Consider the following 23,065-nt stretch of genomic DNA (forward strand, 5'->3'; position numbering starts at 1 on the left):
AAGCCGCGCCGCCCGGTCCGCGCCCCGCAACCGGATCGGCCACGCGGGTCGTCACCGTCCGCGTGGACGGTCCTGCAGGCGCCACCAGGCGGTCTCGGCCAGCTCGGGGCCCGTGTAGACACCGTGCTGGGTGCGGCGGGACTCGGTGAGCGAGAACCGACGCAGGCGGTACCCGCCGCCGAAGCGGTCGATGATCGCCTCGGGCGACGACTCCGGCGTGCGCTTGACGAGCCACGTCCGGTCGTCGACGGGCTCGATCACCGTCGGTTGCCGATGCGGGAGCGCAGCACGTCGATGCGCTTCTGGATCTGCTCGATGCTCGCCTGCGCCACCGCGGGCCCACCGCTGATCCGGCGCAGTTCGGCGTGGATCGCGCCGTGCGGTTCGTTCGCGTGCCGCGACCAGATCGACACGAGTCGTGCGAGCTCGGTCCGCTGCTCCTTGAGCGTCTGGTACATCGGGCGTGCTTCGTCCTGCTTCGGCTTCGGCAGGCCGTCCTTCGCGGCGCGGCCCTTCGACCGCTTCGCCTGGGACGCCTGGCGGGCCCGCAGCAGGTCGCGCACCTGGTCGGGTTCGAGGAGGCCCGGGATGCCGATGAAGTCGAGCTCCTCGAGCGAGCCGACCTCGCCCCCGGTGCCGAACTCGCCGCCGTCGTAGAGCACCCGGTCGAACGACGCCTGCGAGTCGAGCGCCTCGAACGGCTGCACCTCGAGCAGGCTCTCCGATGCCCGGTCCTCCTTGTTCGCCTCGGCGACCATGGCGTCCTCGGGGTTGTACATCCCGTCGTCGCTGTCCTTCGGCCGGTCGAGGGCGTGGTCGCGCTCGAGCTCGAGCGATGCCGCCAGCGCCATCAGACCGGGCACGCTCGGCAGGAACACGCTCGCGGTCTCCCCCGGCGACGGGCCCGGACGAAGCGGCCGATCACCTGGGCGAAGAACAGCGGGGTGCTCGCGCTCGTGGCGTAGACGCCGACGCAGAGCCGGGGCACGTCGACGCCCTCGGACACCATGCGGACGGCCACCATCCACCGGGAGGTGTCCTCGGAGTACGCCTGGATCCGGCTCGACGCGGCTGCCTCGTCGGAGAGGACCACGGTGGGTCGCTCGCCGGTGATCTGCTGCAGGATCCGCGCGTACGCGCGGGCGGTCGTGGTGTCGGTGGCGATCACCAGGCCACCGGCGTCCGGCACACCGCGACGGACCTCGGTCAGCCGCTTGTCGGCTGCCGAGAGCACGGCGGGCATCCACTCGCCCTCGGGTGAGAGCGCGGTCCGCCAGGCCTGCGCCGTGATGTCCTTCGTCACCTGCTCGCCGAGGGACGCGGACATCTCGTCGCCCATGCGCGTCTTCCAGCGCATCTGCCCGGCGTACGCCATGAACAGCACGGGTCGGACGACGCCGTCCTTCAGCGCGCGGCCGTAACCGTAGTTGTAGTCCGAGATCGAGGTCCGGATGCCCTGCTCGTCGGGGGCGTACTGCACGAACGGGATCGGCGCGGTGTCCGACCGGAACGGGGTCCCGGAGAGCGACAGACGCCGCGTGGCCTTCGTGAAGGCCTCGCGGATGCCGTCGCCCCACGTCAGGGCGTCACCGCCGTGGTGCACCTCGTCGAGGATCACGAGCGTCTTGCCACCCGCGGTGATCCGCTGGTGCACCTCGGGGTTCATGCCGACCTGGGCGTAGGTGATCGCCACGCCCTGGTAGTGGCGCCCGAACATGCCGTCGCCGTTCTTGAACATCGGGTCGATCCGGATGCCCACGCGGTCGGCGGAGTCCGCCCACTGCCGCTTGAGGTGCTCGGTCGGCGCCACGACGACGATGCGGTCGACGGTGCCCCGGGCGAGGAGCTCGGTGGCCAGACGGAGCGCGAAGGTCGTCTTGCCGGCGCCGGGGGTCGCGGCCGCGAGGAAGTCGCGCGGCTCGGTCTCGAAGTACTTCGTGAGCGCCTCGACCTGCCAGGCACGGAGCTTCGACGCGGTGCCCCACGCCGCACGCTCCGGGAACGCCGGCGACAGGTGCTCGGCGGCCGCGTTGCCGGCGTTCTCCGCCTGGACCACGGCTTCGTCGTGGGGTCGGGCAGCGGTCGTCGCGGCCGGTTCGCCACCGGCCGCGGGCTGCTCCCGCGTCGCCTGGTCGACGCCGTCCGGGGTGTCGCCCCACAGCGTCGCGGGCTGCTGCTGGTCGTCGTGTTCCGCTGCGCTCACTTCAGACGATCCTACCGTCAGGCCGGGTCCTGCCGGGCGTGCGGCGGGCGCTGCTCGGGCGCGCCGCGCACGAGCGAGGCGGGTCGCAGCACGCCGGCACCGAACCGTGCGGCGACGGCGTCGACGGTCGTCTCCGTCTCACGCCACGGCGCGTCGTCGTCCCACAGGGCGTTGCTCGCCGCCGCCGGCACGAGGTTCTCGCCCCGGACGCCGATCAGCCGGATCCGGTTGCCCGGGCGGTGCAGGACGTCGTAGAGCTCGACCGCCTCGTGGTGCAGCCGCTTGGCGACGTCGGTCGGCTCGGCGAGCGTGCGGGAGCGGTTCAGGGTGCTGAAGTCGGTGTACCGGACCTTGAGCGCCACCGTGCGCGCCTGGACGTCGGCACGGCGCAGGCGGACGGCGACCTTGTCGGCCAGGCGCAGCAGCTCGCGCGCCACGTCATCGCGCTCGGTCAGGTCGCGGCCGAACGTGACCTCGTGCCCGATCGACTTCTCGCTGACGCCCGTGTCGACGACGCGCGGGTCGCGCCCCCACGACAGGTCGTGCAGGCGCTGTCCGCCGGCGGGGCCGAGGGCGGCGACGAGCGAGGGCAGCGGGGTGTGCGCCAGGTCGCCGACGGTTCGGATGCCCCGTCGCTCGAGCTTCTCCTGCGTCGTCCCGCCGACGCCCCAGAGGGCGGACACCGGCTGGGGGTGCAGGAACGCCACGGTGTGCTCCGCCGGCACCACGAGCAGCCCGTCCGGCTTCGAGCGGCTCGACGCGAGCTTCGCGACGAACTTCGTCGAGGCCGCCCCGACGGAGCAGTGCAGTCCGGTCTCGCGGAGCACGGCCGCGCGGATCGCGGTGCCGATCTCCCACGGGGTGCCGTAGAGGCGCAGCGCTCCGGCGACGTCGAGGAACGCCTCGTCGATACCGAGCTTCTCGACCTTCGGCGTGAACTGACTGAAGACCCGCATGACCGCCGCGGACTTCGCCGCGTACTTCTCGAAGTGCGGTTCGACGATGACCGCGTTCGGGCAGCGTCGCTTCGCCACGGCCATCGGCATCGCGGAGTTCACGCCGTACCGACGGGCCTCGTACGTCGCGGCGGTGACCACGGAGCGGTCCGAGTCGTGCCCGACGATGACGGGGAGCCCGCGCAGGTCCGGACGGTCGAGCAGCTCGACGGAGGCGAAGAAGGCGTCCATGTCGACGTGCAGGACCGTCGCCGTCACGTCGTCGACCGGCTGCGCGGAGACGAGGCGGTTGCGTCCGTCCTGCTTGCTCACCCGGCGATGATGCCACGTGCCACCGACACCGGACGCCGGCGGCGCTGCGCGCGCACCGTGCGACGGTCAACGGCCCGATCGACGCGAGGGACGTCGCACACCGGCCGCCGAGCCGGCGTCGGCCGCGCCGCCCCTACGCGAGCGGCCCGAGCTCCGCCGCCGCGATCGTGCGCGCCGCCGAGTCCCGCGTCGACGGGTGGTACTGCCCGGCGCGGACGTCCCGGGCCAGCCGGGCGAGTTCGGACGACGCCCGGAAGGCCGATCCGCCGGCGAGCCGGAGCGCCTCGTCCACGACGTGCTGCGCCGTGTCGACCGTCCGCGCCTTCGTGCCGACGAGCAGCGGGAACCAGCGGGCGCCGAGGTCGTCGGCCTCGTCCACGGAGCGGGCGAGCGACGACACCTGCAGCGTCACCGCGTCCACGGTTCCGCGGAGGTCCGCGACCGCACGCCGCACGTCCGGGTCCTGCGACCGCGCGACCCCGTCGCGCCCGTGCCGTCCGGACACCGCCGCGACGGCCAGCTCGAGCGCCCGCTCGGCGATCCCGACGTAGACCGACGCCACGAGCAGCTCGAACGCCGCGAACACCCCGAAGACGAGCGGGTCCTGCGTCGGCCCGACGGGCAGCACCCGGACGATCCGCGACGCCGGCACGTGCACGCCGTGCAGCAGGGTCGTGCGGCTCTGGGTCGCGCGCATCCCGAGCGTGTCCCAGTCGTCGAGGTGCTCGACGTCGCCGTCGGAGCGCAGCACGAAGCCGTGCACGAGCCGCGGCTCCGGTCCGCTGGTGTCCTTGCCGAACACGCTGAGCACGTCCCACGCGGGTGCGAGCGAGGTGGACACCTTCGTGCCGGTGAACCGGTAGCCGCCGTCGCCGTCCGGCTCGGCCGTCGTCGACGAGTCGAACAGCACCGCGTCGTTGCCGGGTTCGCTCACCCCGAACGCGAGCAGGTGGTCGTCCGCAGCGTGGTCGGTGACGGTCTGGAGGAACGACCCACCCCGCGCGGTGACCGCGCGCGCCGCCTGCACCCACACCTGGTGCATCCCGAGCCCCAGCGCGGTCGCCGGTGCGGCCTGAGCGAGCCGTCGCTGCAGGGTGCTCGTCGCGGCGAGGCCGAGCCCCGCGCCGCCCTGCTCGACCGGCACGCCGATCCGGAGCCAGCCCGCCGTGCGCAGGTCCTCGAGGTCCTCGGCGCAGAACGCGTTCTCGGCGTCGTAGCGCGGTGCGCGGGCGGCGATCCGCTCCAGCAGGTCCTCCGGCAGCGTCCACCCGGGGTCGTCGACCAACGTCATGCGACGAGACTACGGTCGGAGGCGTGTCAGCTCGTCATGCGTGGTCCAGGTACGTCGCGATCGGTGACTCGTTCACCGAGGGGATCGGTGACCCCGACCCCACCGTGCCCGGCGGACACCGCGGCTGGGCCGACCGGGTCGCCGAGGTCCTCGCGGCCCGCACCGACGACTTCTCGTACGCCAACCTGGCGATCCGCGGGCGCCTGCTCGGGCAGATCGTCGAGGAGCAGGTCGGACCCGCCCTCGCGCTCGCCCCCGACCTCGTGACGGTCTCCGCCGGCGGCAACGACATCATCCGCCCGGGCTCGGACCCCGACGAACTCGCCGAACGGTTCGACGGCATGGTCGAGCGCCTGCGGAGCGGCGGGGCGACCGTCGTGCTCTTCACCGGCCCGGACGTCGGCATGACCCCGGTGCTCGGCATGGTCCGCGGCAAGACGGCGATCTACAACGAGAACCTGCACGCGATCGCCCTGAAGCACGGCGCACTGGTCGCGGACATGTGGGCGCTCCGGGTCCTCCGCGACCCCCGGATGTGGGCGCCGGACCGGCTGCACCACTCGCCGACCGGGCACGCGACGGTCGCCGCAGCCGTCCTCGACGCCCTCGGGGTCGACCACGGACTCGACGCGGTGACGCCGGAGCCGCTCGAGCCGCGGCCGTGGCGCGAGGCCCGCGTCGAGGACCTCGGGTGGGCGCGTGAGTACCTCGTCCCCTGGGTCGTGCGACGTCTCAAGCACACCTCGTCCGGCGACGGCATCAGCGCCAAGCGTCCCGACCTGCAGCCCGTCGCCGGGACCTCCGACACGCCCTGACGCCGGTCGCACCCCCGAAACGGACGTCGCGCTCCGGTGTGCGGGGCGCGGTGTCCGTGCGTGGCGCCCGGTCAGGTGGTCGGCCGGCGCAGCGTGAGCGGCCCGTCGTGCAGCGGCTGGGTGACCCACTCCCCCGATGCCGTGCCGGTACCGGGGTCGAGCCGGAGCCGAGCGGCGTGCGGGGTCTCGACGAAGCGGACGAGCACGTCCACGACACCGTCGGCACCGATCGCGGCGCTCGCGGCGAGCGGACCATCGACCGCCCACTCCCCCTGCCCCACCGGGAACGACAGCAGCCCGCCGTCGACGTCGACCGTGAGCCGCCACGTGGCACCACCGGTGTCGGTGTCGGGCTCCAACCGGAGCCCCTCGAGGACGCCGTCCGACTCGTACGAGCCGGCCGCGGCTCCGGTGAGGTGACCGCCCTGTACCGGGGGCAGCCCGAGGGAGGCGAGTCGCGCCTCCAGGCCGACGTCCGCGTCCGAGCCGTCCGCGGGAGCCGCGTGCGGTGCGTCGCGGTCGTGCGGCGCGATCGCCGGAAGCAGGTGCTGCCAGGCGGCGTCGAGCACGGCCTGCATGTCGAGCGACTGCCCGGTCAGGGCGAGCACGACGTCCTGCTCGGGCAGGACGACGCAGAACTGGCCGTAGGCGCCGTCCCCGCGGAAGCCGTGCCGGGCCATCCAGAACTGGAAGCCGTAGCCCTGGCGCCAGTCCAGGTTCTCCTCGTCGGGGTTCTCGACCTGCGTGCTCGTCGCGGCGTCGACCCAGTCCTCGTCGAGGATGCGCTGCCCGTCCCACACACCGCGCTGCAGGTACAGCTGGCCGAGTGCGGCGACGGCGGCCGTGGGTGCGTACGCGCCGCTGAAGCCGAGCTCGGCGCCGGTGTCGTCGCGCTTCCAGGCGAGGTCGTCGATGCCGAGCGGGTCGAGCAGGCGCGGGCGCAGGTAGTCGACGAGCGACCCGCCGCTGGCCCGACGGACGATCGCGGCGAGCGTGTACGTGCACGGCTGGTTGTACGCGAACACCGTGCCGGGCTCCTCGTCCGGCGGCGTGAGGAGGAACCCGCGGACCAGGTCCTCGGGGTCGGTGGCCTCGGCCCGCTGCAGGGTCTCCTCGCGGTGTCCCGAAGCCATCGCGAGCAGGTGCCGGACCCGGATCCGCCGGCTGCGCTCGTCGGTGACGTCCGCGTCGAGCTCCGGGAACCACGACAGGGCCGTGGCGTCGAGGTCGACGAGTCCCTCGCGGACGGCGATGCCGACGGCGGCGGCGGTGAAGCTCTTGCTGAGGGAGTACAGCAGGTGCACGCGGTCGGCGGCGTACGGCGCCCACCAGCCCTGGGCCACGACACGGCCGTGCCGCAGCAGCACGATGCTGTGCGGTTCGACGTCGGGGGTCGACTCGAGGGCGTCCAGGAACGCGGCGACCCCGCCAGCGTCGATGCCGAGTGCGGACGGGGTGCTGCGCGGGAACGTCGTCGTCACGCAGCAGAGCCTACGCGGCGAGCCCCCAGCGCTCGGCGGACGTTGCAGCGGTCGGCGCAGCTGGGGTCGGTCCGGCTGCTGCGGTCGTCTCGACGCCACGGAAGGGGTTCGTCCAGCGCCACCAGAGACCCGGGTCCTCGATGGAGCGCTCGAGTTCGAGCGGCACGGTCACCGGGTCGTGGTCCTCGACCGTGAACCGCACCGTGCCGACGCGCTCGCCGCGTTCGCCGAGGGTCACGCTGTCGAGCCGGGTGCGTGCGGTGACCGTGGTGTCGCCCCACACCAGGACCTCGGCGGCTCGGGCGGCAACGGCGTCGGCGTCGTCGTGCCACGGCGTCGAGTACGTGCCGAAGGTCTGACCGGCGTGCGTCAGCGTCACCACCTGGAAGTTGTCGGCGACCGAGCGGAGCAGGGCGCGGACGTCGACGTCGAGCGACGGGTGGTCCTTGCCGCCGAGCATCACCCCGACGACGGTGACCTGGCGTCCGCCGCGCTGGTAGGTGGCGGCGAAGAGCAGACAGGCGCCCGCCTGGTCGAGCGTGCCGGTCTTGATGCCCTCGATCCCGTCGAGGCCGAGGAGCTTGTTCGAGTTCTCGATCTGCCCGGCTCCGGGCACCGTCACCTGCTGCGTGCCGACGATCTCCTTCACGACCGGGTCCGCCAGCGCGAGCTGCCCCAGCCGGACGAGGTCGGTCGCCGTCGACTGGTTCGCCGGGTCGAGGCCCGTCGGCTCGTGGATCGTCGTGTGGTCGAGGCCGTGCGCCTCGAGCCAGGTCGAGGCGGCGCGCTGGTACGCGTCCATCGAGCCGAAGGCCCAGAGCGCCAGGGCACCTGCGTAGTTGTTCGCCGACTTCATCAGCATGACCTGCATGGTCTGGTACTCGGACAGCTGCAGGCCGTCCGGCATCGGTGCGACCTCGCCGTCCTGCGCGAGGTACTCGGCGTACAGCGCCTGCATCCGTGCGTCGAAACGGATCGTCGGCCCGGACGCCCCGCGGTCGAGGGGCTTCGCGTCGAGCACGACCAGGGCCGTCACGACCTTCGTGATGCTCGCGATGGAACGCGGCTCCGTGTCGCCGCTCGTGCGGAGGCTCTCGGGGAACCCGGTGGCCTGCACCGCGGTCGCGCCGTAGCCCGGGAACCGCAGGTCGGGCAGGGTCGAGGTCGGGGCGGAGTACGTCGTCGTGGTGGCGCTCGCCGGGGCGAACGGCACGACCGCGACGGCCACGAGGTACCCGACGGCGAGCAGGAGCACCGCGACGACACCGATCGTCACGGGCCTCCGGACGGCGGAGCGGGGGCTGCGGGCGGGACGGGGCACGGGAACCGAGGGTAGCGGGCCGTCCCGGGGTGACGGCCGACAGCGGACCGGCAGCCGACGCCGGCCAGTGGGTAGGGGTCGGGGTCGATCTCGCCGTGTGACGAACACGTAAAACATCGCGCTGCGGCCCCCGTCCGACGTCGGGCTGCCCCTAGCGTGCTGGACATGCACCACGGATCCACCCCGGGCGCCCCGTCGGGGGCCGCACCACCGCACCGCCCACCGTCGGCCGCACGAGCGCACCCGGGACGACGAGCACGACGAACCCGACGAGCACGACGAACCCGGCCACGACGCCGGTGCTCCAGCCGGGGACCGGTCCCGTCCGCTCGTCCCGGTACCTGCCCGCCGAGGCGGACCAGGTGCTCTGGGGTCGACTCCCGAACGGCGACGACCGCCCCGTCGTCACGCTCGCGCCAGGCGACGACCTGACCGTCGACACGGTGAGCCACGAGGGACTCCTGCCGGACCAGGGCAGCGACCCGGTCGCCTTCTTCGGTCGCCACGGCGTCCCACCCGAGCACGTCCTCGCCGACGCCGTCGCGATCGCCAGGACGGGTCGCCGTCACCCCGAGCAGGACGGCCCGCACGTCGTCACGGGGCCGATCGCCGTCGAGGGTGCCGAGCCCGGCGACGTCCTCACCATGACCGTCCTCGAGACGCTCCCCCGCGTGCCCTACGGCGTGGTGTCCAACCGGCACGGCCGCGGGGCGCTGCACGGCGAGTACCCCGTCGACGGCACGACCGTCAGCGTCTTCGCCGACGTGGTGCCCGGCGACGACGGCCCCCGCGGCCGCATCCCCATCACCGAGGGCGGCGACCGCTACGCCCGCTTCCCGCTCGCGCCTTTCCTCGGGATCATGGGCGTCGCCACGCCCGGTGAACGGCTGCACTCGGTGCCGCCCGGCCGTCACGGCGGCAACATCGACGTGAACCTGCTGCAGGTCGGCGCCCAGCTGCACCTGCCCGTGCTCGTTCCCGGCGCGCTGGCGTACGTCGGCGACCCGCACTTCGCGCAGGGCGACGGCGAGGTCGCGCTCACCGCGATGGAGGCCTCGCTCCGCGCCACCGTGCGCTTCGACGTGACGCCGGCTGCCGCGGCCGCGCAGCAGTTCGGCGAGCTCGTCTGGCCGCTCGTCGAGACGCACGAGCACCTGGTGCCGACCGGGCTCGACCCCGACCTCGACGAGGCCGTCCGCGCCTGCGTCCGACACGCGATCGCGATCCTCGGCGCCCGGTACGGCATGGAGCCGCACCTGGCGTACGCCTACCTCAGCGCGGCGACCGACTTCGACGTCTCCCAGGTGGTCGACCTCGTCACCGGAGCGCACGCCCGCATCCGCAAGGCCGACTTCGAGGACGTCCGGTGACCGCCGCGGCACGCAGCGCCGGCGGTCCGACCGCACCACCCGGGCTCCTCGACGCCCTCGACGCCTACGAGCGGGCGCTCGCGCAGGACGACCTGGCCGCGCTCGACGACGCCTTCGTCCGCTCCCCGTCCACGCTGCGCGGGGACGACCGCGGGCTGCTCGTCGGCCACGACGCGATCAGCGCGTTCCGCGGGACGCGTGGCGGGATCGCCCCACGGCACCTGAGCCGTGTCGAGGTCCGCGTGCTCGCCGAGGACCTCGCCCTCGTGGTCTCGGTCTCCACGTTCCGCGACGGCGGCTCGGGCCTGCAGACCCAGCTCTGGCGGCGCGACACCGACGCGTGGCGCATCGAGGCGGCACACGTCACCGGCCGGCAGCGCCCCCTCGACACCACGGTGTGGCGCGTCGTCGGCGACCCGCTCCTCCCGCCCACGGGCAGCGGACCCCTCGACGGCGTCACGGTGGCGGTCAAGGACCTGTACGCCGTCGCCGGGCACCGCGTCGGTGCGGGCAACCCGACGTACCTGCGGGAGTCCGAGCCCGCCGCCGCGTCCGCCGCCGCCGTCGCCGCGCTCCTCGACGCGGGCGCGTCGGTCCGCGGGATCGCGCGCACCGACGAGTTCGCCTACGCGCTCACCGGGCGGAACGAGCACCACGGCACCCCGCCGAACGGTGCCGACCCGTCGCGTGTGCCGGGAGGCTCGTCCAGCGGATCCGCGTCGGCCGTCCGTTCCGGCGCGGCGGACGTCGGACTCGGCACGGACACCGCGGGGTCGCTGCGGATCCCCGCCTCGTACCAGGGGCTCTGGGGTCTCCGGACGACGCACGGCATCGTGGACCGCGCCGGGCTGCTGCCCCTCGCCCCGTCGTTCGACACCGTCGGCTGGCTGACGCGGGACGCCGACACCCTGGTCCGGGCCCTCGACGCCTCGGTGCCAGCGGCGTCCCACCATGCGTCGGACGCCGGCACACCGGTCGTGCTCGCCGAGCTCCTCGCCGCGGCGGACCCCGCGACGCAGGACGCCTTCCACGCGGTCGCCGGCGACCTGCCGGTCGTGACCCTCGACGACCTCGGGCTGCCGCCCCTAGACGACCTGCGTGAGCTCCTGCGTCTCGTGCAGGGCGCCGAGGCGACGGCGTCGCACGGGACGTGGATCGCCGCCCACCCCGGCGCCCTCGGGGACGTCGTCGGTGCGCGGTTCGCCGCGGCCGCAGCGAACGAGCCGGACCTCGTCACGGCAGCCCGCGAGCGCTTCCCCGTCGTCCGTGCGGCGATCCGCGCAGCCCTGGCCGACCGGGTGCTCGTCACGCCGACCGCGCCCGGTCCGGCGCCGTCGCTCACGGCGAGCGCAGCGGAGCTCGAGCGCGTGCGGACCGCCACGACCACCATGACGGCGCTCGCGAGCGTGGGTGGGGTGCCCTCGCTGAGCGTGCCGGCGCTCATCGTCGACGGCGCCCCCGTCGGGGTGTGCCTGACCGGCGGGACCGGTACGGACCGTGCCCTGGTGACCACGGCGGAGCGGTGGCTGCGCGACGGGGTCGGGGCGAGCCTCCCGGCCGGCGCGGTCTGAGTGGACTGCCCGCGCTGGGCGACCTGAGCGTTCCGAGCACGCGCGCGTGGGCCGGAGGGGTCAGGCGGTCGGTCGCGCAGCGCGCTGCGCGTGCGTGACCGCCCAGAGGCCCACGGCGCTCGCCGCGGCGACGTTGAGCGAGTCGACGCCGTGCGCCATCGGGATGCGGACCGTCGTGTCGGCCGAGGCGATGGCGGCGTCGGTGAGCCCCTGCCCCTCGGTGCCCATCACGAGCGCGACCCGCTCGGGGACGTCCGCGACGAAGGCATCGAGGTCGACCGAGCGGTCGGTGAGCGCCATCGCGGCCAGGTGGAAGCCCTGGGCCCGGAGTTCCTCGCCCGCCGCTGGCCACTCGCCGATGCGGGTCCACGGCACCTGGAGCACCGTGCCCATGCTCACCCGGACGCTGCGGCGGTAGAGGGGGTCCGCGCACCGTGGGCTGACGAGCACCGCGTCCGCACCGAGTCCGGCGACGCTCCGGAACACCGCGCCCACGTTCGTGTGGTCGACGACGTCCTCGAGCACCACGACGACCTTCGCGTCCCGCACGACGTCGGCGACGGACGGCAGCTGCGGGCGGTGCATCGCGGCGAGGGCACCGCGGTGCATCTTGAATCCGGTCAGGTCCTCGAGCAGTGCGTCGGGTCCGACGAACACCGGTCCCTCGTGCTCCGCCACGAGCGGCAGCACGCTGTCGAGCCACTTCTCCTGGACGATGACGCTGCGCGGGACGTGTCCGGCGCGGACCGCGCGCTCGATCACGGTGTTCGACTCGGCGATGTAGAGCCCGCCCTCCGGCTCGGTGACCCGGCGGAGCGCCACGTCGGTCAGCCGGGCGAAGTCGTCGAGGCGGGGGTCGTCGAGGGAGTCGATGCGGATGGGGTGCACGGGGCTCGTTCCTGGGAAGGCGGCTGGGCGTTCGGCTGTTGAGGGTACCGTGGACGACGTGCTGACCGACCCGACGACGGACGAGCTCGACCGCGTCGTGGAGCTCCTGGCGGGCAAGCGTGTCGCCGTGCTCTCCGGCGCCGGTCTCAGCACCGACTCCGGCATCCCGGACTACCGCGGCGAGGGGCGCGTGGTGCGGAAGCCGATGACGTTCCAGGAGTTCCGCTCCGACCCCGCGAAGCGCCAGCGGTACTGGGCCGGGTCGCACCTCGGCTGGCGCTCCTTCGCCGCCGCCCGACCGAACACGGGCCACCGGGCGCTCGCCGCACTCGAGGACGCGGGCATCGTCACCGGCGTCGTCACGCAGAACGTCGACGGTCTGCACCTGCGCGCCGGGTCGCGCCGCGTCGTGGAGATCCACGGCTCGATGGACCGCGCGGTGTGCCTGACGTGCGGACAGGTGTTCTCGCGTGCCGACCTGGCCGCCGTGCTCGACCGCGACAACCCGTGGATCGACGACCCCGGCACCGTGCAGCTCCAGCCGGACGGCGACGTCGAGATCTCCGACGTCGAACGGTTCCGGGTGCCGGACTGCTCGGTGTGCGGCGGGGTGCTGAAGCCCGACGTGGTGTTCTTCGGCGAGTTCGTCCCGGCCGAGAAGTTCCGCGAGGCCGTCTCGATCGTCGCGGAGGCAGACGCGTTGCTCGTCGTGGGTTCGTCGCTCACCGTCAACTCCGGCGTCCGGCTCGTCGACCACGCCACCAGGCGGAAGCACCCGGTCGTCATCGTGAACCGCGGGGCCACCCGCAGCGATCGCCGGGCGGCGGCGAAGCTCGACGCCGGCACGACGGAGACACTCGAGGCGTTGGCCGCACGGTTGGTGCCGTCGGGCGCCGCGCCGTCGGCCGCTCCGTCGTCGGGCGCTGCGCCGGCCGCTCGAGAGGCGCCCGCTCCTGGTCGCTCTGGCAGGATCGACGGGTGACGACGCTCCTCACCCTGGTCCGGCACGGCGAGACCGACTGGAACGCGCAGCGACGCATCCAGGGCTCGACCGACATCCCCCTCAACGACACCGGGCGCTCACAGGCCGCGGCCACGGCGCTGCTCCTCGGCCGCCGACGGTTCGACGCGGTCGTCGCCTCACCGCTCTCGCGTGCGTTCGAGACCGGCGCGATCATCGCCAGCCACCTCGGCCTCCCGGAGCCGACGACGTACCCGGGTCTCGCGGAGCGCTCGTACGGCGAGGCCGAGGGGCTCACCGACACCGAGGTGGCCCGCCGGTACCCCGACGACGAGATCCCCGGACGCGAGTCCCGCTCCGCGCTCCTGGCGCGAGCCACCGAGACCCTGGCCGAGATCGCCGTCCGCTTCGACGCCGGGTCGGTCGTCGTCGCGACGCACGGCGCCGTCATCCGCGCCGTCGTGAACGCCGCGGCTCCCGGTACGGCGGACCGGTACACGACGCCGATCCGGAACGGGTCCGTGCACTCGTTCCGCTGGGACCCCGAGCGGTTCCGCGCCGAGCTCGTCCGCTTCGACGACCCGCTCGACGACGTCTCCGAGCAGACCGGCGACGAAACCTTCGCCGAGCAGAACCCGCTCGAGCGTCGGTAGGGCCAGGCGACCGCGCGCCGCGGATCCGGAGCGTCGTCCGCTCTGGTCCGGCCTGGTGACGGCCGCGCTCTGACGGACCGTTACCGGACCGTCACCGCGGGTGTGGTCTGGCCTCGCACCGCCCGGACTAGGCTCCGGTCCACGGGCGACCTGACCACCGTCCGGTGGCGCTCGCACCCGTGCGCGAGGAGGGGCCGTGACGAACCAGGGACCGGCGGACGAGGGAGCGCGGGGCGACCGTCCCGGCCCCGCAGAGGACCGTGTCCGCCCGGCGGACGACCTGGACCGCGCGTTCGGTCCGGAGACGGCGTCGGTCGCGACGCCGTCGATCGGCCAACGGGTCCGACGCGGCACCGTCATCACGCTGGCCTTCGTCGGGGTCGGCGTCGTCATCGCCGTCGTGCTCTCGGTCATCGTGGGCAGCATCCAGACCGGGGTCGGTGGGGTGTTCCCACGCCCGCAGGCAGCGCTCGACCGGTTCCGCAGCGCGGCAGGAGCCGTGCCGGGGGTCAGCGCCGTCCGCGAGGAGGAGACGACCCGCGACTCCCTGGCTGCCTACCGGGTGTCGGCCGTGGTCGACGCGGCTCCGGGCCTGTCGGTCGGACAGCAGGTCGATCTCGTCCGAGCGCTGAGCGCTGCGGCTGCCGACGCGGGCGGCAACGGGGTGACCGTGTCGGCGGAGGTCCGCCTCGACACCCTGGCCGTCGGGGTCACGACGGACGCCGAGGTCACGCGTCAGCGGCTCGAGGTGGCCCGGACGGTCGCGGCCATCGGCGGCGTCGTCGGCGTGCGGTGCGACTGGGGCTCGGAGACACCGACGGACGCGGCGGACGCACAACGCGTCGAACTCGCCACCGGCGGCACCGGCGAGGCCCTCGCGGCCATCATGGACGTCGCCCAGCGGGAGACACACGCGGTGTTCCCCGGCGCCGACGTCAGCTCGCGGCAGTCGACCTGACGGCACTCCGCCCGGTGTGCCCTGCCGCGGGGGCTCACCGGCGCTGCCGGTCCTCCACGGCGCGCTCGACCGCTCGTGTCACCTGCTCCGCGGAGTCCTGCCACCGGAACCGCGCCGCCCGCTCCAGCGAGGCCCGTGCGGCCTCGTCCCACCGGTCCTCGAGTCGGCGCACCGCAGCGGCGACCGCGGACGGCGAGGACGGATCGAAGTACTCGGCGGCGTCGCCGCCGATCTCGCGGAAGATCGGGACGTCGCTGACGACCACGGGTGTGCCGACCCCCATCGCCTCGACCAGGGGGATGCCGAAGCCCTCGTCGAACGAGGCCGTCGCCAGGGCGGTCGCGCTCCGCAGGGTCGCCAGGTACTCGTCGTCCGAGGCGCCGTCGTGGAACACGATCGACCCGGACGGTGCCAGTGCCTCGAGCCGACGGCGATCGGCATCGGACACCCGGGACATGCAGTGCAGCGTCCAGTCGGCGCCGAGCAGGGGCAGCGCGGCCGCGAGCGTCTCGACGTTCTTGTAGGGCATGAACGAACCCATGTAGACGAGCGTCCGGGAGCGTCCGGCCGCGAGGTCGCGTGGCGCGGCCGGGTCGGCGGCGTTGTACGCCACGGTGACGGGCCGCTTCGTCAGGCGGTGCCGCTCGATCAACCCCGCGGTGGTCTCGGACACCGTCACGACGCCGTCGGCACCGTTCAGCAGGAGGCGCTGCGGCGCCCAGCTCAGGTGGAAGAGCCGCCACCCGAGCCGGATCGGCCACGAGAACTCCCGCGGGGGCGTGCGGTTCCGGTAGTAGATGAGGTCGTGCAGCGTGAGCACGAGCGCGTACCGGCGGCCGCGCGACCCCATGGTCTGCATCGGCGAGAACACCGCGTCGAGCCCGAGTCGGTTCACCGCCCGGGCGACGAGTGGCTCACCGGCGTCGGTCGGTGCCGGGATCCGCTCCCACGGGATGCCCTCGGGCAGGGACGCGAGCTGCCGTTCGTCGTGCACGAGCAGCACGTGGTCGTGCCGATCGGGCAGGTGCGCCACGATGCCGGCCGTGAAGCGGCTGATGCCGTCGTGCCGACCGATCCGGACGTAGCGGCAGTCGATGCCGATCCGGAGACGCTTCACGACGCGGACTCCCCCGTGTCGGCACCCGTCCGGGCAGTCCGTGCGGACCCGCGCTTCGTGCCGCGAGCCGTCCCCCGCCCGGTCCGCCGCGACCCCGGCGTGTCGGCCATCCGTCGGAGCACCGCGTCGGCGGCGACCCCGGGGGTCTCGTAGTGGACGAGGTGTCCGACGTCGGGGACGACGACGAGTTCGGCGTCGCGGAGCCGTCTGGTCAGAGCCCGCTGCTCCGGCAGTGCCGTGATGTCGTCACGCTCGGCTGCGACGAGCAGCACCGGGACCTCGATGCGGTCGGCGAACTCGGAGACGTCGTGGGTGACCGAGGTCCGGAAGGCCTCGAGCACGCTCGTGCGGTCCGCGAAGGCCGAGAAGTACCGGTCGTGCTGGTCGTGCACCCAGCGTCGCAGGTCGCGGTCAGGGGACTTGAGCATCGCCAGGCTCATCGCCCGGACGATCGCCCCGTTCCGGAGCAGCCCGAGCCCGAGCACGCGCGGCAGCAGGGCGCCGGCGCGGTAGTAACCGATCGCGATCGCGGTGCCGATCGCCCGCGGCCCCTGGAGCGCGGGCGCGGCGATCGGGTTCACGAGCACGAGCAGCCGCGTGTCGAGCCCGGTGGCGACGGCGGCCGCCGTGACGATCGACCCGAACGAGTGTCCGAGCACGACGGTGTCGGTGTCGAGACCGAGCGCCCGGTGGAACCCGGTGAGCCAGGAGACGTACGAGTCGATGTCGGACACCGGCAGGGGGTCGGAGATCCCGAACCCGGGCAGGTCCGGGACCACCACGCGCTTGCCGAGCAGGTGCGCGGCGATCGTCTCGAGGCCGTGGTGGTCGCCACGGAAGCCGTGCACGGCGAGGACCGTCTCGGTCGCGTCCGCAGGGCCGTACTCCCAGTAGTGCGTGGTGCGGCCGTCGACGGTCACGGCCCGGTGCACGACGGGCGTCGCGGCGACGAGCGACTGGTACGGGGAGATCACGGGGGGTTGCATCCCGGCCAGTCTACGAAGCAGGGGCCGACGGGGGTGCGCCCCGCGCGGCTGTGGACGACGGCGGGCGCACGGGACGCTGTGGAGGGGCACCGCGCCTCCCGGCCGACCTGCCGGACGACCTGCGGGACGTGTCGTCGACCGCCGTGCCGACCCGCCGTCCGGCCGCGCGACGCGGTCGGGCTCCCGACCCGCGGACAGCAGCAGGAGCACGCGCCTACTGTGGCCGGAGTCGGGCCACGTCGCCGGCCCGCAGACGACGAGGAGCACGCTTGACCTTCACGGCCCCGATCCAGCTGCCCGGCCTGACCCTGGACCCGCAGTGGTACAAGCGCTCGGTCTTCTACGAGTGCATGATCCGCTCGTTCGTCGACTCGAACGGCGACGGCATCGGGGACATCCAGGGCGTCATCGGCAAGCTCGACTACCTGCAGTGGCTCGGCGTCGACGCGATCTGGCTGCCGCCGTTCTTCCAGTCGCCGATGCGCGACGGCGGGTACGACATCTCCGACTACAAGGCGATCCTGCCCGAGTTCGGCACCCTCGACGACTTCCGCGAACTCGTCACGAAGTCGCACGAGCGGAACATGCGCATCGTCATCGACATGGTGATCAACCACACGTCGGACCAACACGAGTGGTTCCAGCAGTCCCGCGAGGACCCGGACGGTCCCTACGGCGACTTCTACGTCTGGCGCGACACCGACGAGCACTACGAGAACATCCGCATCATCTTCGTCGACACCGAGGAGTCGAACTGGACCTTCGACCCGGTCCGACGACAGTTCTTCTTCCACCGGTTCTTCTCGCACCAGCCCGACCTGAACTTCGAGAACCCGGCCGTCGTCGAGGCCGTCTACGAGGTCGTCCGTCACTGGCTCGACATGGGCGTCGACGGGCTGCGGCTCGACGCGATCCCGTACCTGTTCGAGTCCGAGGAGGGCAACGGCGAGGGCGAGCCGGAGACGCACGAGTTCATCAAGAAGCTCCGCGCGATGGTCGACGACGAGTACCCCGGTCGCGTCCTGCTCGCCGAGGCGAACCAGTGGCCGCGCGAGACGGCGGCGTTCTTCGGCACCGACGAGGAGCCCGAGTGCCACATGGCGTTCGACTTCCCGGTGATGCCGCGCATCTTCTACTCGCTCCGTGCCCAGCACGCCGCCGAGCTCAAGGCGATCCTGTCCGAGACGCTCGACGTGCCCGAGAAGGCCGCGTGGGGCGTGTTCCTCCGCAACCACGACGAGCTGACCCTCGAGATGGTCAGCGAGGAGTACCGGCAGGCGATGTACGGCTGGTACGGCTACGACCCGCGGATGCGGTCGAACATCGGCATCCGCCGCCGTCTCGCCCCGCTGCTCGACAACTCCCGCGCCGAGCTCGAGCTCATCCACGCGCTGCTGTTCTCGCTGCCCGGGTCACCGTTCCTGTACTACGGCGACGAGATCGGCATGGGCGACAACATCTGGCTCCCCGACCGCGACTCCTCGCGCACGCCGATGCAGTGGACGCCGGACCGGAACGCGGGCTTCTCGACCGCCGATCCGGGCAAGCTCTACCTGCCCGTCGTGCAGTCGCTCGTCTACAACTACGCGCAGGTCAACGTCGAGGCGCAGCTCGCGCAGTCCCGCTCGCTGCTGCACTGGGTGCGCAACGTCATCCACGTCCGCAAGGCCCACCCGGTGTTCGGCATGGGCTCCCTGCACGTGCAGGACACGACGAACGAGTCGGTGCTCGCGTTCGTCCGGTCGTGGGAGGGGTCCGGGCAGCAGTTCGGCCCGTCCGCCGAGGACGTCCTCTGCGTGTTCTCCTTCGCCACGAACCCGACGTCGGTGACGATCTCGGCGCCGGAGTTCGCGGGGCGGCCCCTCTACGACCTGTTCGGCGGCGGCTCGTTCCCGTCGTTCGACGAGGAGGGCACCGTCACGCTGACGATGGGTACGCAGTCCTTCTACTGGCTGCACGTGGGGGCGCCGGTCGGCGTCTAGGCACGTCCGCGACCACGATCCCGCGCGGTCACCGGCCTCGGCCGGTGACCGCGTCGTCGTGTCGGCCGGTGACCGCGTCGACGTGTCCGCCGGTGACCGCGTCGACGTGTCCGCCGGTGACCGCGTCGACGTGTCCGCCGGTGACCGCGTCGTCGTGTCGGCCGGTGACCGCGTCGACGTGTCGGCCTGGAGGCGCGGCGCACCCCCGGCAGGCGGGTCGCGTGGAGCGTGTCGGTGGTGTCCCGTTAGCCTCGTCGCGTGACCTACTCCGCAACAGCGCTCGACACGCCCGCACCTGCCGCCGCGGCGGTGCAGGACCTCAGCGGTCGCCCCTGGTGGCACGCCCTCGGCGTGTTCGACCTCGAGACGACCGGGGTCGACGTCGAGACCGCCCGGATCGTCACCGCCCACGTCGGCCTGATCGACATGACCGGTCGCTCCATCGTCGAGGGCGCCTGGGTCGCCGACCCGGGCATCGCCATCCCCGAGGGCGCGGCGGCCGTGCACGGCTACACCACCGAGCGTGCGCAGGCCGAGGGGCGCCCCGCCGGCGAGGTCGTCGCGGAGATCGTCGCCGCGGTCGAGGCCGTCTTCGCCCGGGGCATCCCGCTCGTGATCTACAACGCGCCGTACGACCTGACCGTGCTCGATCGCGAGGCCCGTCGGCACGGCATCGCCTCCCCCGTGATCGGCAACGTCGTCGACCCGCTGGTGATCGACAAGGCCCTCGACACGTACCGCAAGGGCAAGCGCACGCTCGAGGCCGCGTCCGAGCTGTACGGCGTGACGCTGTCCGACGCGCACGACGCCGGTGCGGACGCCATCGCTGCCGGGCGTGTCGCGCAGGCGATCGCGGCGAAGTACCCGGAGGAGCTCGGGGTCTCCGCGGAGGAGCTCCACCGCAAGCAGGTGGGCTGGTGCGCCGACCAGGCCACGTCGTTCCAGGACTACATGCGGAAGCAGCGCGACCCCTCCTTCACCGCTGACGGTCGCTGGCCGCACCGCAACGGTTCGTAGCGCCCGAACGCTCCCCATCGAGCTGCGCCGCGCGCTACCCGCGCCCGCCGTCGCCCGCCGTCGCCCGTCGCCCGTCGCCCATCGCCCGTGTCGAACCACGGCACCGACGTCGAACCAGGCCGGCGCGTTGGTCCGATGTCGGAATCGTGGTTCGAGGCGGGCAGTCCCGTCGCATCGCGGCGATCGCGCGGCGGTGCGATCGCGCGGCGGTGTGATCGCGCGGCGGCGCGATCCGGCGGCCGCGCGGCGGCTCGATCCGCGCGCACAGCTGAACGCACGTCGAACCGCGTCGTTGCGCGGCAGGACGTGCCCGGCGTGGTGCGCGAGCACGACGCGCCACAGGCGGAACCGAGCGCTGCACGGACGGAGGCGACCAGCCGGCGCACGGTACCGCGTCCACTGGCGAGTGCAGTTGCGGACGCAGGATGAGCCTCCAGGTCGTTGTGCGCGCCGGGACGATCGCGGTCGGCACAACCGAATGCACCTCGAACCACGTCATCGCGTGGCGCCACGTGCTCCGCGTTGTGCGCGAGCGCCGCGCACGCGCCGCCGCTGCATCGCCCGCCCGCTGCTCCGACGTCGAACCACGTTCCCGACATCGAACCACGGCGACGCGCGGGTTCGACGTCGGAAGCGTGGTTCGATCCCTGCCACCCGCACCCGCCGCCCGCCGCCCGCACCGAGCACCGCCGCACTGAGCACTGCCCACCAACGCAGAACGGGCGGCCCTCCCGCAGGAGGACCGCCCGTCCGAGCGCGAACGCGGACTTACTTGCTGAAGCCCTTGAAGCGCTGGTTGAACTTCTCGACGCGACCGGCCGAGTCGAGGATGCGCTGCTTGCCCGTGTAGAACGGGTGCGACGCGGACGAGATCTCGACGTCGATGACCGGGTAGGTCGCACCGTCGAGCTCGATGGTCTTGTCGCTGGTCGCGGTCGAACGCGTCAGGAACGTCTCACCGGAGGCCAGGTCGCGGAAGACGATGGCGTTGTACTCGGGGTGGGTGTCGGTCTTCATGGAGATTCCTCGGTTGGAGATGGTGGGAGATGCGCGGACGGCCGGTTCGAGCGGACTCGATCGGGACCCCCGCGCGGGAAGTCTGCGGCGTGCGCCAGCCGTCCACGTTACCAGACGACGGGCCGGATCGGGAGCGTCAGGCTGCGCGCGCCGTGTACCGACCGGCGTCCTTGGACACGGTCAGCTCGACGCCGAAGGCCTGGGAGAGCGTCGGGGCGGTGAGGACCTCGTCGATCGGACCGGCGGCCTGCACGGTGCCGTCGGCGAGCACCAGGGCGTGCGTGAAGCCCTCGGGGATCTCCTCGACGTGGTGCGTGACGATCACGATGGCCGGCGAGTCGCTGCTCTGGGCGTAGCCGCCGAGCGTGCGCACGAGGCTCTCACGTGCGCCGAGGTCGAGCGACGCGGCCGGCTCGTCGAGGAACAGCACCTCGGGGTCGGTCATGACGGCACGGGCGATCTGCACGCGCTTCTGCTCGCCGTCGCTCAGCTCACCGAAGGTGCGGTCGGTGAAGTCCCTGAGGCCCCACTCGTCGAGCACGCGCTGGGCACGGCGGACGTCGAGCTCCTCGTACTCCTCGTTCCAGCGGCCGGTCACCGAGTAGGCGGCGGTCAGCACGACGTCGACCACCTTCTCGGTCACCGGGATGCGGCGGGCGAGGGCGGTCGACGCGAAGCCGATGCGGGGACGCAGCTCGAACAGGTCCGCGCCGCCGAGCTCGGTCCCGAGCACCTCGACGCTGCCCGAGGTCGGGAACGTCTGGGCACCCGCCACCTGCAGCAGCGTGGTCTTGCCCGCACCGTTGGCACCGAGCACCACCCAGCGTTCGTCGTCCTGCACCTCCCACGAGATCCCGTCGAGGATGGTGGCCCCGTTGCGGACCACGGAGACGTCTGACAAGCGCACGACCGAGGGCATGGCTCCAGCCTACGGCTTCCGGGCGAGCACCTCGTCGTAGACCTGCCGTGTGCGGTGCGCGATCGCGTCCCATGTGAACTCGCTCTCGACGCGCAGACGTCCGGCGCGTCCCATGAGCTTCGCGAGCCCCTCGTCGGCCAGGACCTCGTCGAGCGTGCGAGCCAGGTCGGCGACGAAGCGGTCGGGGTCGTTCGGCGTGCCCGTACCGTCCTGCGCCTGGTCGATCGGCACGATGCGCCCGGTCAGGCCGTCGGCGACGACCTCCGGGATGCCGCCGGTCTTCGTCCCGACGACCGGGATGCCGCACGCCATCGCCTCGAGGTTGACGATGCCGAGCGGCTCGTAGATCGACGGGCAGACGAACACCGTGCCCGAGGACAGGACGTTGACGACCTCCCGGTGGGAGAGCATGCGGTCGATCCACACGACGCCGTCACGCTCCTGTCGGAGGGACTCGACGAGACCGGTGACCTCGGCCATGATCTCGGGGGTGTCGGGCGCGCCCGCGCACAGGACGATCTGCACGTCGGACGGCAGCGACGCCACCGCGCGGAGCAGGTAGGGCAGGCCCTTCTGCCGGGTGATCCGGCCGACGAACACGACCGAGCGGCGCGACGGGTCGATGCCGAGGGCGCGCACGGCGTCCTCGTCGACGGTCGGCTTCCACTCGTCGATGTCGATGCCGTTGTAGACGACGTGCACCTTCGCCGGGTCGATCGACGGGTACGAGCGCAGGATGTCGGCGCGCATGGCCTTGGACACGGCGATCACGCCGTCGGCCTGCTCGAACGCCTCACGCTCCATCCAGCTCGACAGGCGGTAGCCGCCCCCGAGCTGCTCGGCCTTCCAGGGGCGCAGTGGCTCGAGGCTGTGCGCGGTGACCACGTGCGGGACGCCGTGGGTGAGCTGCGCGATGCGCCCGGCGGCGTTGGCGTACCAGGTGTGGGAGTGCACCAGGTCAGCGCCCTCGACGTCGGCGGCGATGCGGACGTCGGTGCCGAGCGCCTGCAGCGCGCCGTTCGCGTGCTCGAGGCCCTCGGGCGTGCGGTAGGCCCACACGCCCTCCTCGTCGCGGTACGCCCCGAAGGCACGCACGCGCACGTCCGTGTCCGTCCCCGACCGCAGCGCAGCCGTGAGCTCGGCCACGTGGACACCCGCTCCGCCGTAGACCTCCGGCGGATACTCCCTGGTCAGTAGATCGACTCGCACGGACTCAACGTAACGGGTTCGCAGTCCGGACGCCTACT

At 73.0% G+C, this 23,065-nt stretch carries 19 protein-coding genes and 1 pseudogene; 8 read left to right on the forward strand and 12 right to left on the reverse strand.

Translation table 11 applies throughout. From position 1 onward, the window contains the following. Positions 1-51 precede the first annotated feature (51 nt). The 4 genes and pseudogenes from LCG91_RS08205 to LCG91_RS08220 form a co-directional block, all read right to left on the reverse strand. On the reverse strand, positions 52-261 hold the full coding sequence (locus tag LCG91_RS08205) for a hypothetical protein (RefSeq protein WP_058727828.1): 210 nt from the start codon (positions 259-261) through the stop codon (positions 52-54). Next, positions 258-2,056 (reverse strand): annotated as a pseudogene (locus LCG91_RS08210) (DEAD/DEAH box helicase). The gene LCG91_RS08205 and the pseudogene LCG91_RS08210 overlap by 4 nt, the downstream one beginning before the upstream one ends. 164 nt (positions 2,057-2,220) lie before the next feature. Beyond that, positions 2,221-3,471 carry a DNA polymerase IV gene (gene dinB / locus LCG91_RS08215; protein ID WP_224443089.1) on the reverse strand — a complete coding sequence of 417 codons (1,251 nt, stop codon included), beginning with the start codon at positions 3,469-3,471 and terminating at the stop codon, positions 2,221-2,223. Between the two features lie 133 nt (positions 3,472-3,604). Then, entirely contained in the window at positions 3,605-4,762 is a 1,158-nt protein-coding gene (locus LCG91_RS08220; RefSeq protein ID WP_224443090.1) for an acyl-CoA dehydrogenase family protein, read from the reverse strand. Positions 4,763-4,785: 23 nt separating this feature from the next. Between LCG91_RS08220 and LCG91_RS08225 the strand changes: the two genes are divergently transcribed. Then, entirely contained in the window at positions 4,786-5,577 is a 792-nt protein-coding gene (locus tag LCG91_RS08225) for an SGNH/GDSL hydrolase family protein (RefSeq protein WP_224443091.1), read from the forward strand. A gap of 71 nt (positions 5,578-5,648) precedes the next feature. On the opposite strand, the gene LCG91_RS08230 is transcribed toward LCG91_RS08225, so the two are convergent. Then, the gene (locus LCG91_RS08230) at positions 5,649-7,058 is read right to left on the reverse strand and encodes a serine hydrolase domain-containing protein (RefSeq protein WP_224443092.1); all 1,410 of its coding nucleotides are present in this window, start codon (positions 7,056-7,058) and stop codon (positions 5,649-5,651) included. Positions 7,059-7,068: 10 nt separating this feature from the next. Continuing rightward, the gene (locus LCG91_RS08235; RefSeq protein ID WP_224441091.1) at positions 7,069-8,379 is read right to left on the reverse strand and encodes a D-alanyl-D-alanine carboxypeptidase family protein; all 1,311 of its coding nucleotides are present in this window, start codon (positions 8,377-8,379) and stop codon (positions 7,069-7,071) included. Positions 8,380-8,678: 299 nt separating this feature from the next. Between LCG91_RS08235 and LCG91_RS08240 the strand changes: the two genes are divergently transcribed. Together LCG91_RS08240 and LCG91_RS08245 are read left to right on the forward strand one after the other, a co-directional pair. After that, positions 8,679-9,749 carry an acetamidase/formamidase family protein gene (locus LCG91_RS08240; protein ID WP_224441092.1) on the forward strand — a complete coding sequence of 357 codons (1,071 nt, stop codon included), beginning with the start codon at positions 8,679-8,681 and terminating at the stop codon, positions 9,747-9,749. Continuing rightward, complete coding sequence (locus LCG91_RS08245) at positions 9,746-11,320, forward strand: AtzH-like domain-containing protein (RefSeq protein WP_224441093.1); 1,575 nt, start codon at positions 9,746-9,748, stop codon at positions 11,318-11,320. Before LCG91_RS08240 ends, LCG91_RS08245 begins: the two co-directional genes overlap by 4 nt. 60 nt (positions 11,321-11,380) lie before the next feature. Here LCG91_RS08245 and LCG91_RS08250 read toward each other — a convergent pair whose 3' ends face one another. Then, entirely contained in the window at positions 11,381-12,208 is an 828-nt protein-coding gene (locus tag LCG91_RS08250) for a TrmH family RNA methyltransferase (protein ID WP_224441094.1), read from the reverse strand. 58 nt (positions 12,209-12,266) lie between these two features. Here LCG91_RS08250 and LCG91_RS08255 point away from each other — a divergent pair, with 58 nt between their 5' ends. The 3 genes from LCG91_RS08255 (at position 12,267) to LCG91_RS08265 (ending at position 14,780) form a co-directional block, all read left to right on the forward strand. Next, a complete protein-coding gene (locus tag LCG91_RS08255) occupies positions 12,267-13,190 on the forward strand; it encodes a Sir2 family NAD-dependent protein deacetylase (RefSeq protein WP_411955836.1) in 924 nt (307 codons plus the stop codon). Next, on the forward strand, positions 13,187-13,822 hold the full coding sequence (locus LCG91_RS08260) for a histidine phosphatase family protein (RefSeq protein WP_224441096.1): 636 nt from the start codon (positions 13,187-13,189) through the stop codon (positions 13,820-13,822). Before LCG91_RS08255 ends, LCG91_RS08260 begins: the two co-directional genes overlap by 4 nt. Positions 13,823-14,018: 196 nt before the next feature. Continuing rightward, entirely contained in the window at positions 14,019-14,780 is a 762-nt protein-coding gene (locus LCG91_RS08265) for a hypothetical protein (RefSeq protein WP_224441097.1), read from the forward strand. Positions 14,781-14,814: 34 nt separating this feature from the next. Here LCG91_RS08265 and LCG91_RS08270 read toward each other — a convergent pair whose 3' ends face one another. Together LCG91_RS08270 and LCG91_RS08275 are read right to left on the reverse strand one after the other, a co-directional pair. After that, positions 14,815-15,897 carry a glycosyltransferase family 4 protein gene (locus LCG91_RS08270; RefSeq protein WP_058727817.1) on the reverse strand — a complete coding sequence of 361 codons (1,083 nt, stop codon included), beginning with the start codon at positions 15,895-15,897 and terminating at the stop codon, positions 14,815-14,817. Continuing rightward, positions 15,894-16,883 carry an alpha/beta fold hydrolase gene (locus LCG91_RS08275; RefSeq protein ID WP_224441098.1) on the reverse strand — a complete coding sequence of 330 codons (990 nt, stop codon included), beginning with the start codon at positions 16,881-16,883 and terminating at the stop codon, positions 15,894-15,896. The genes LCG91_RS08270 and LCG91_RS08275 overlap by 4 nt, the downstream gene beginning before the upstream one ends. Positions 16,884-17,152: 269 nt before the next feature. On the opposite strand from LCG91_RS08275, the gene treS reads away from it, so the two are divergent. Both treS and LCG91_RS08285 read left to right on the forward strand, forming a co-directional pair. After that, positions 17,153-18,865 carry a maltose alpha-D-glucosyltransferase gene (gene treS / locus LCG91_RS08280; RefSeq protein WP_224441099.1) on the forward strand — a complete coding sequence of 571 codons (1,713 nt, stop codon included), beginning with the start codon at positions 17,153-17,155 and terminating at the stop codon, positions 18,863-18,865. 309 nt (positions 18,866-19,174) lie between these two features. Continuing rightward, on the forward strand, positions 19,175-19,882 hold the full coding sequence (locus tag LCG91_RS08285; RefSeq protein ID WP_058727932.1) for an exonuclease domain-containing protein: 708 nt from the start codon (positions 19,175-19,177) through the stop codon (positions 19,880-19,882). 768 nt (positions 19,883-20,650) lie between these two features. Here the strand turns inward: LCG91_RS08285 and LCG91_RS08290 are convergent. The 3 genes from LCG91_RS08290 to glgA all read right to left on the reverse strand — a co-directional run bounded on the left by LCG91_RS08290 (position 20,651) and on the right by glgA (position 23,027). Continuing rightward, complete coding sequence (locus LCG91_RS08290) at positions 20,651-20,899, reverse strand: type B 50S ribosomal protein L31 (protein ID WP_022905175.1); 249 nt, start codon at positions 20,897-20,899, stop codon at positions 20,651-20,653. Positions 20,900-21,035: 136 nt separating this feature from the next. Then, positions 21,036-21,818 (reverse strand): ABC transporter ATP-binding protein, encoded by a 783-nt coding sequence (locus LCG91_RS08295; protein ID WP_224441100.1) that lies wholly within the window; start codon positions 21,816-21,818, stop codon positions 21,036-21,038. Positions 21,819-21,827: 9 nt separating this feature from the next. After that, a complete protein-coding gene (gene glgA, locus LCG91_RS08300; RefSeq protein WP_224441101.1) occupies positions 21,828-23,027 on the reverse strand; it encodes a glycogen synthase in 1,200 nt (399 codons plus the stop codon). Positions 23,028-23,065: the final 38 nt, after the last annotated feature.

The sequence above is a fragment of the Curtobacterium sp. TXMA1 genome (assembly GCF_020162095.1).
Taxonomy (GTDB): domain Bacteria; phylum Actinomycetota; class Actinomycetes; order Actinomycetales; family Microbacteriaceae; genus Curtobacterium.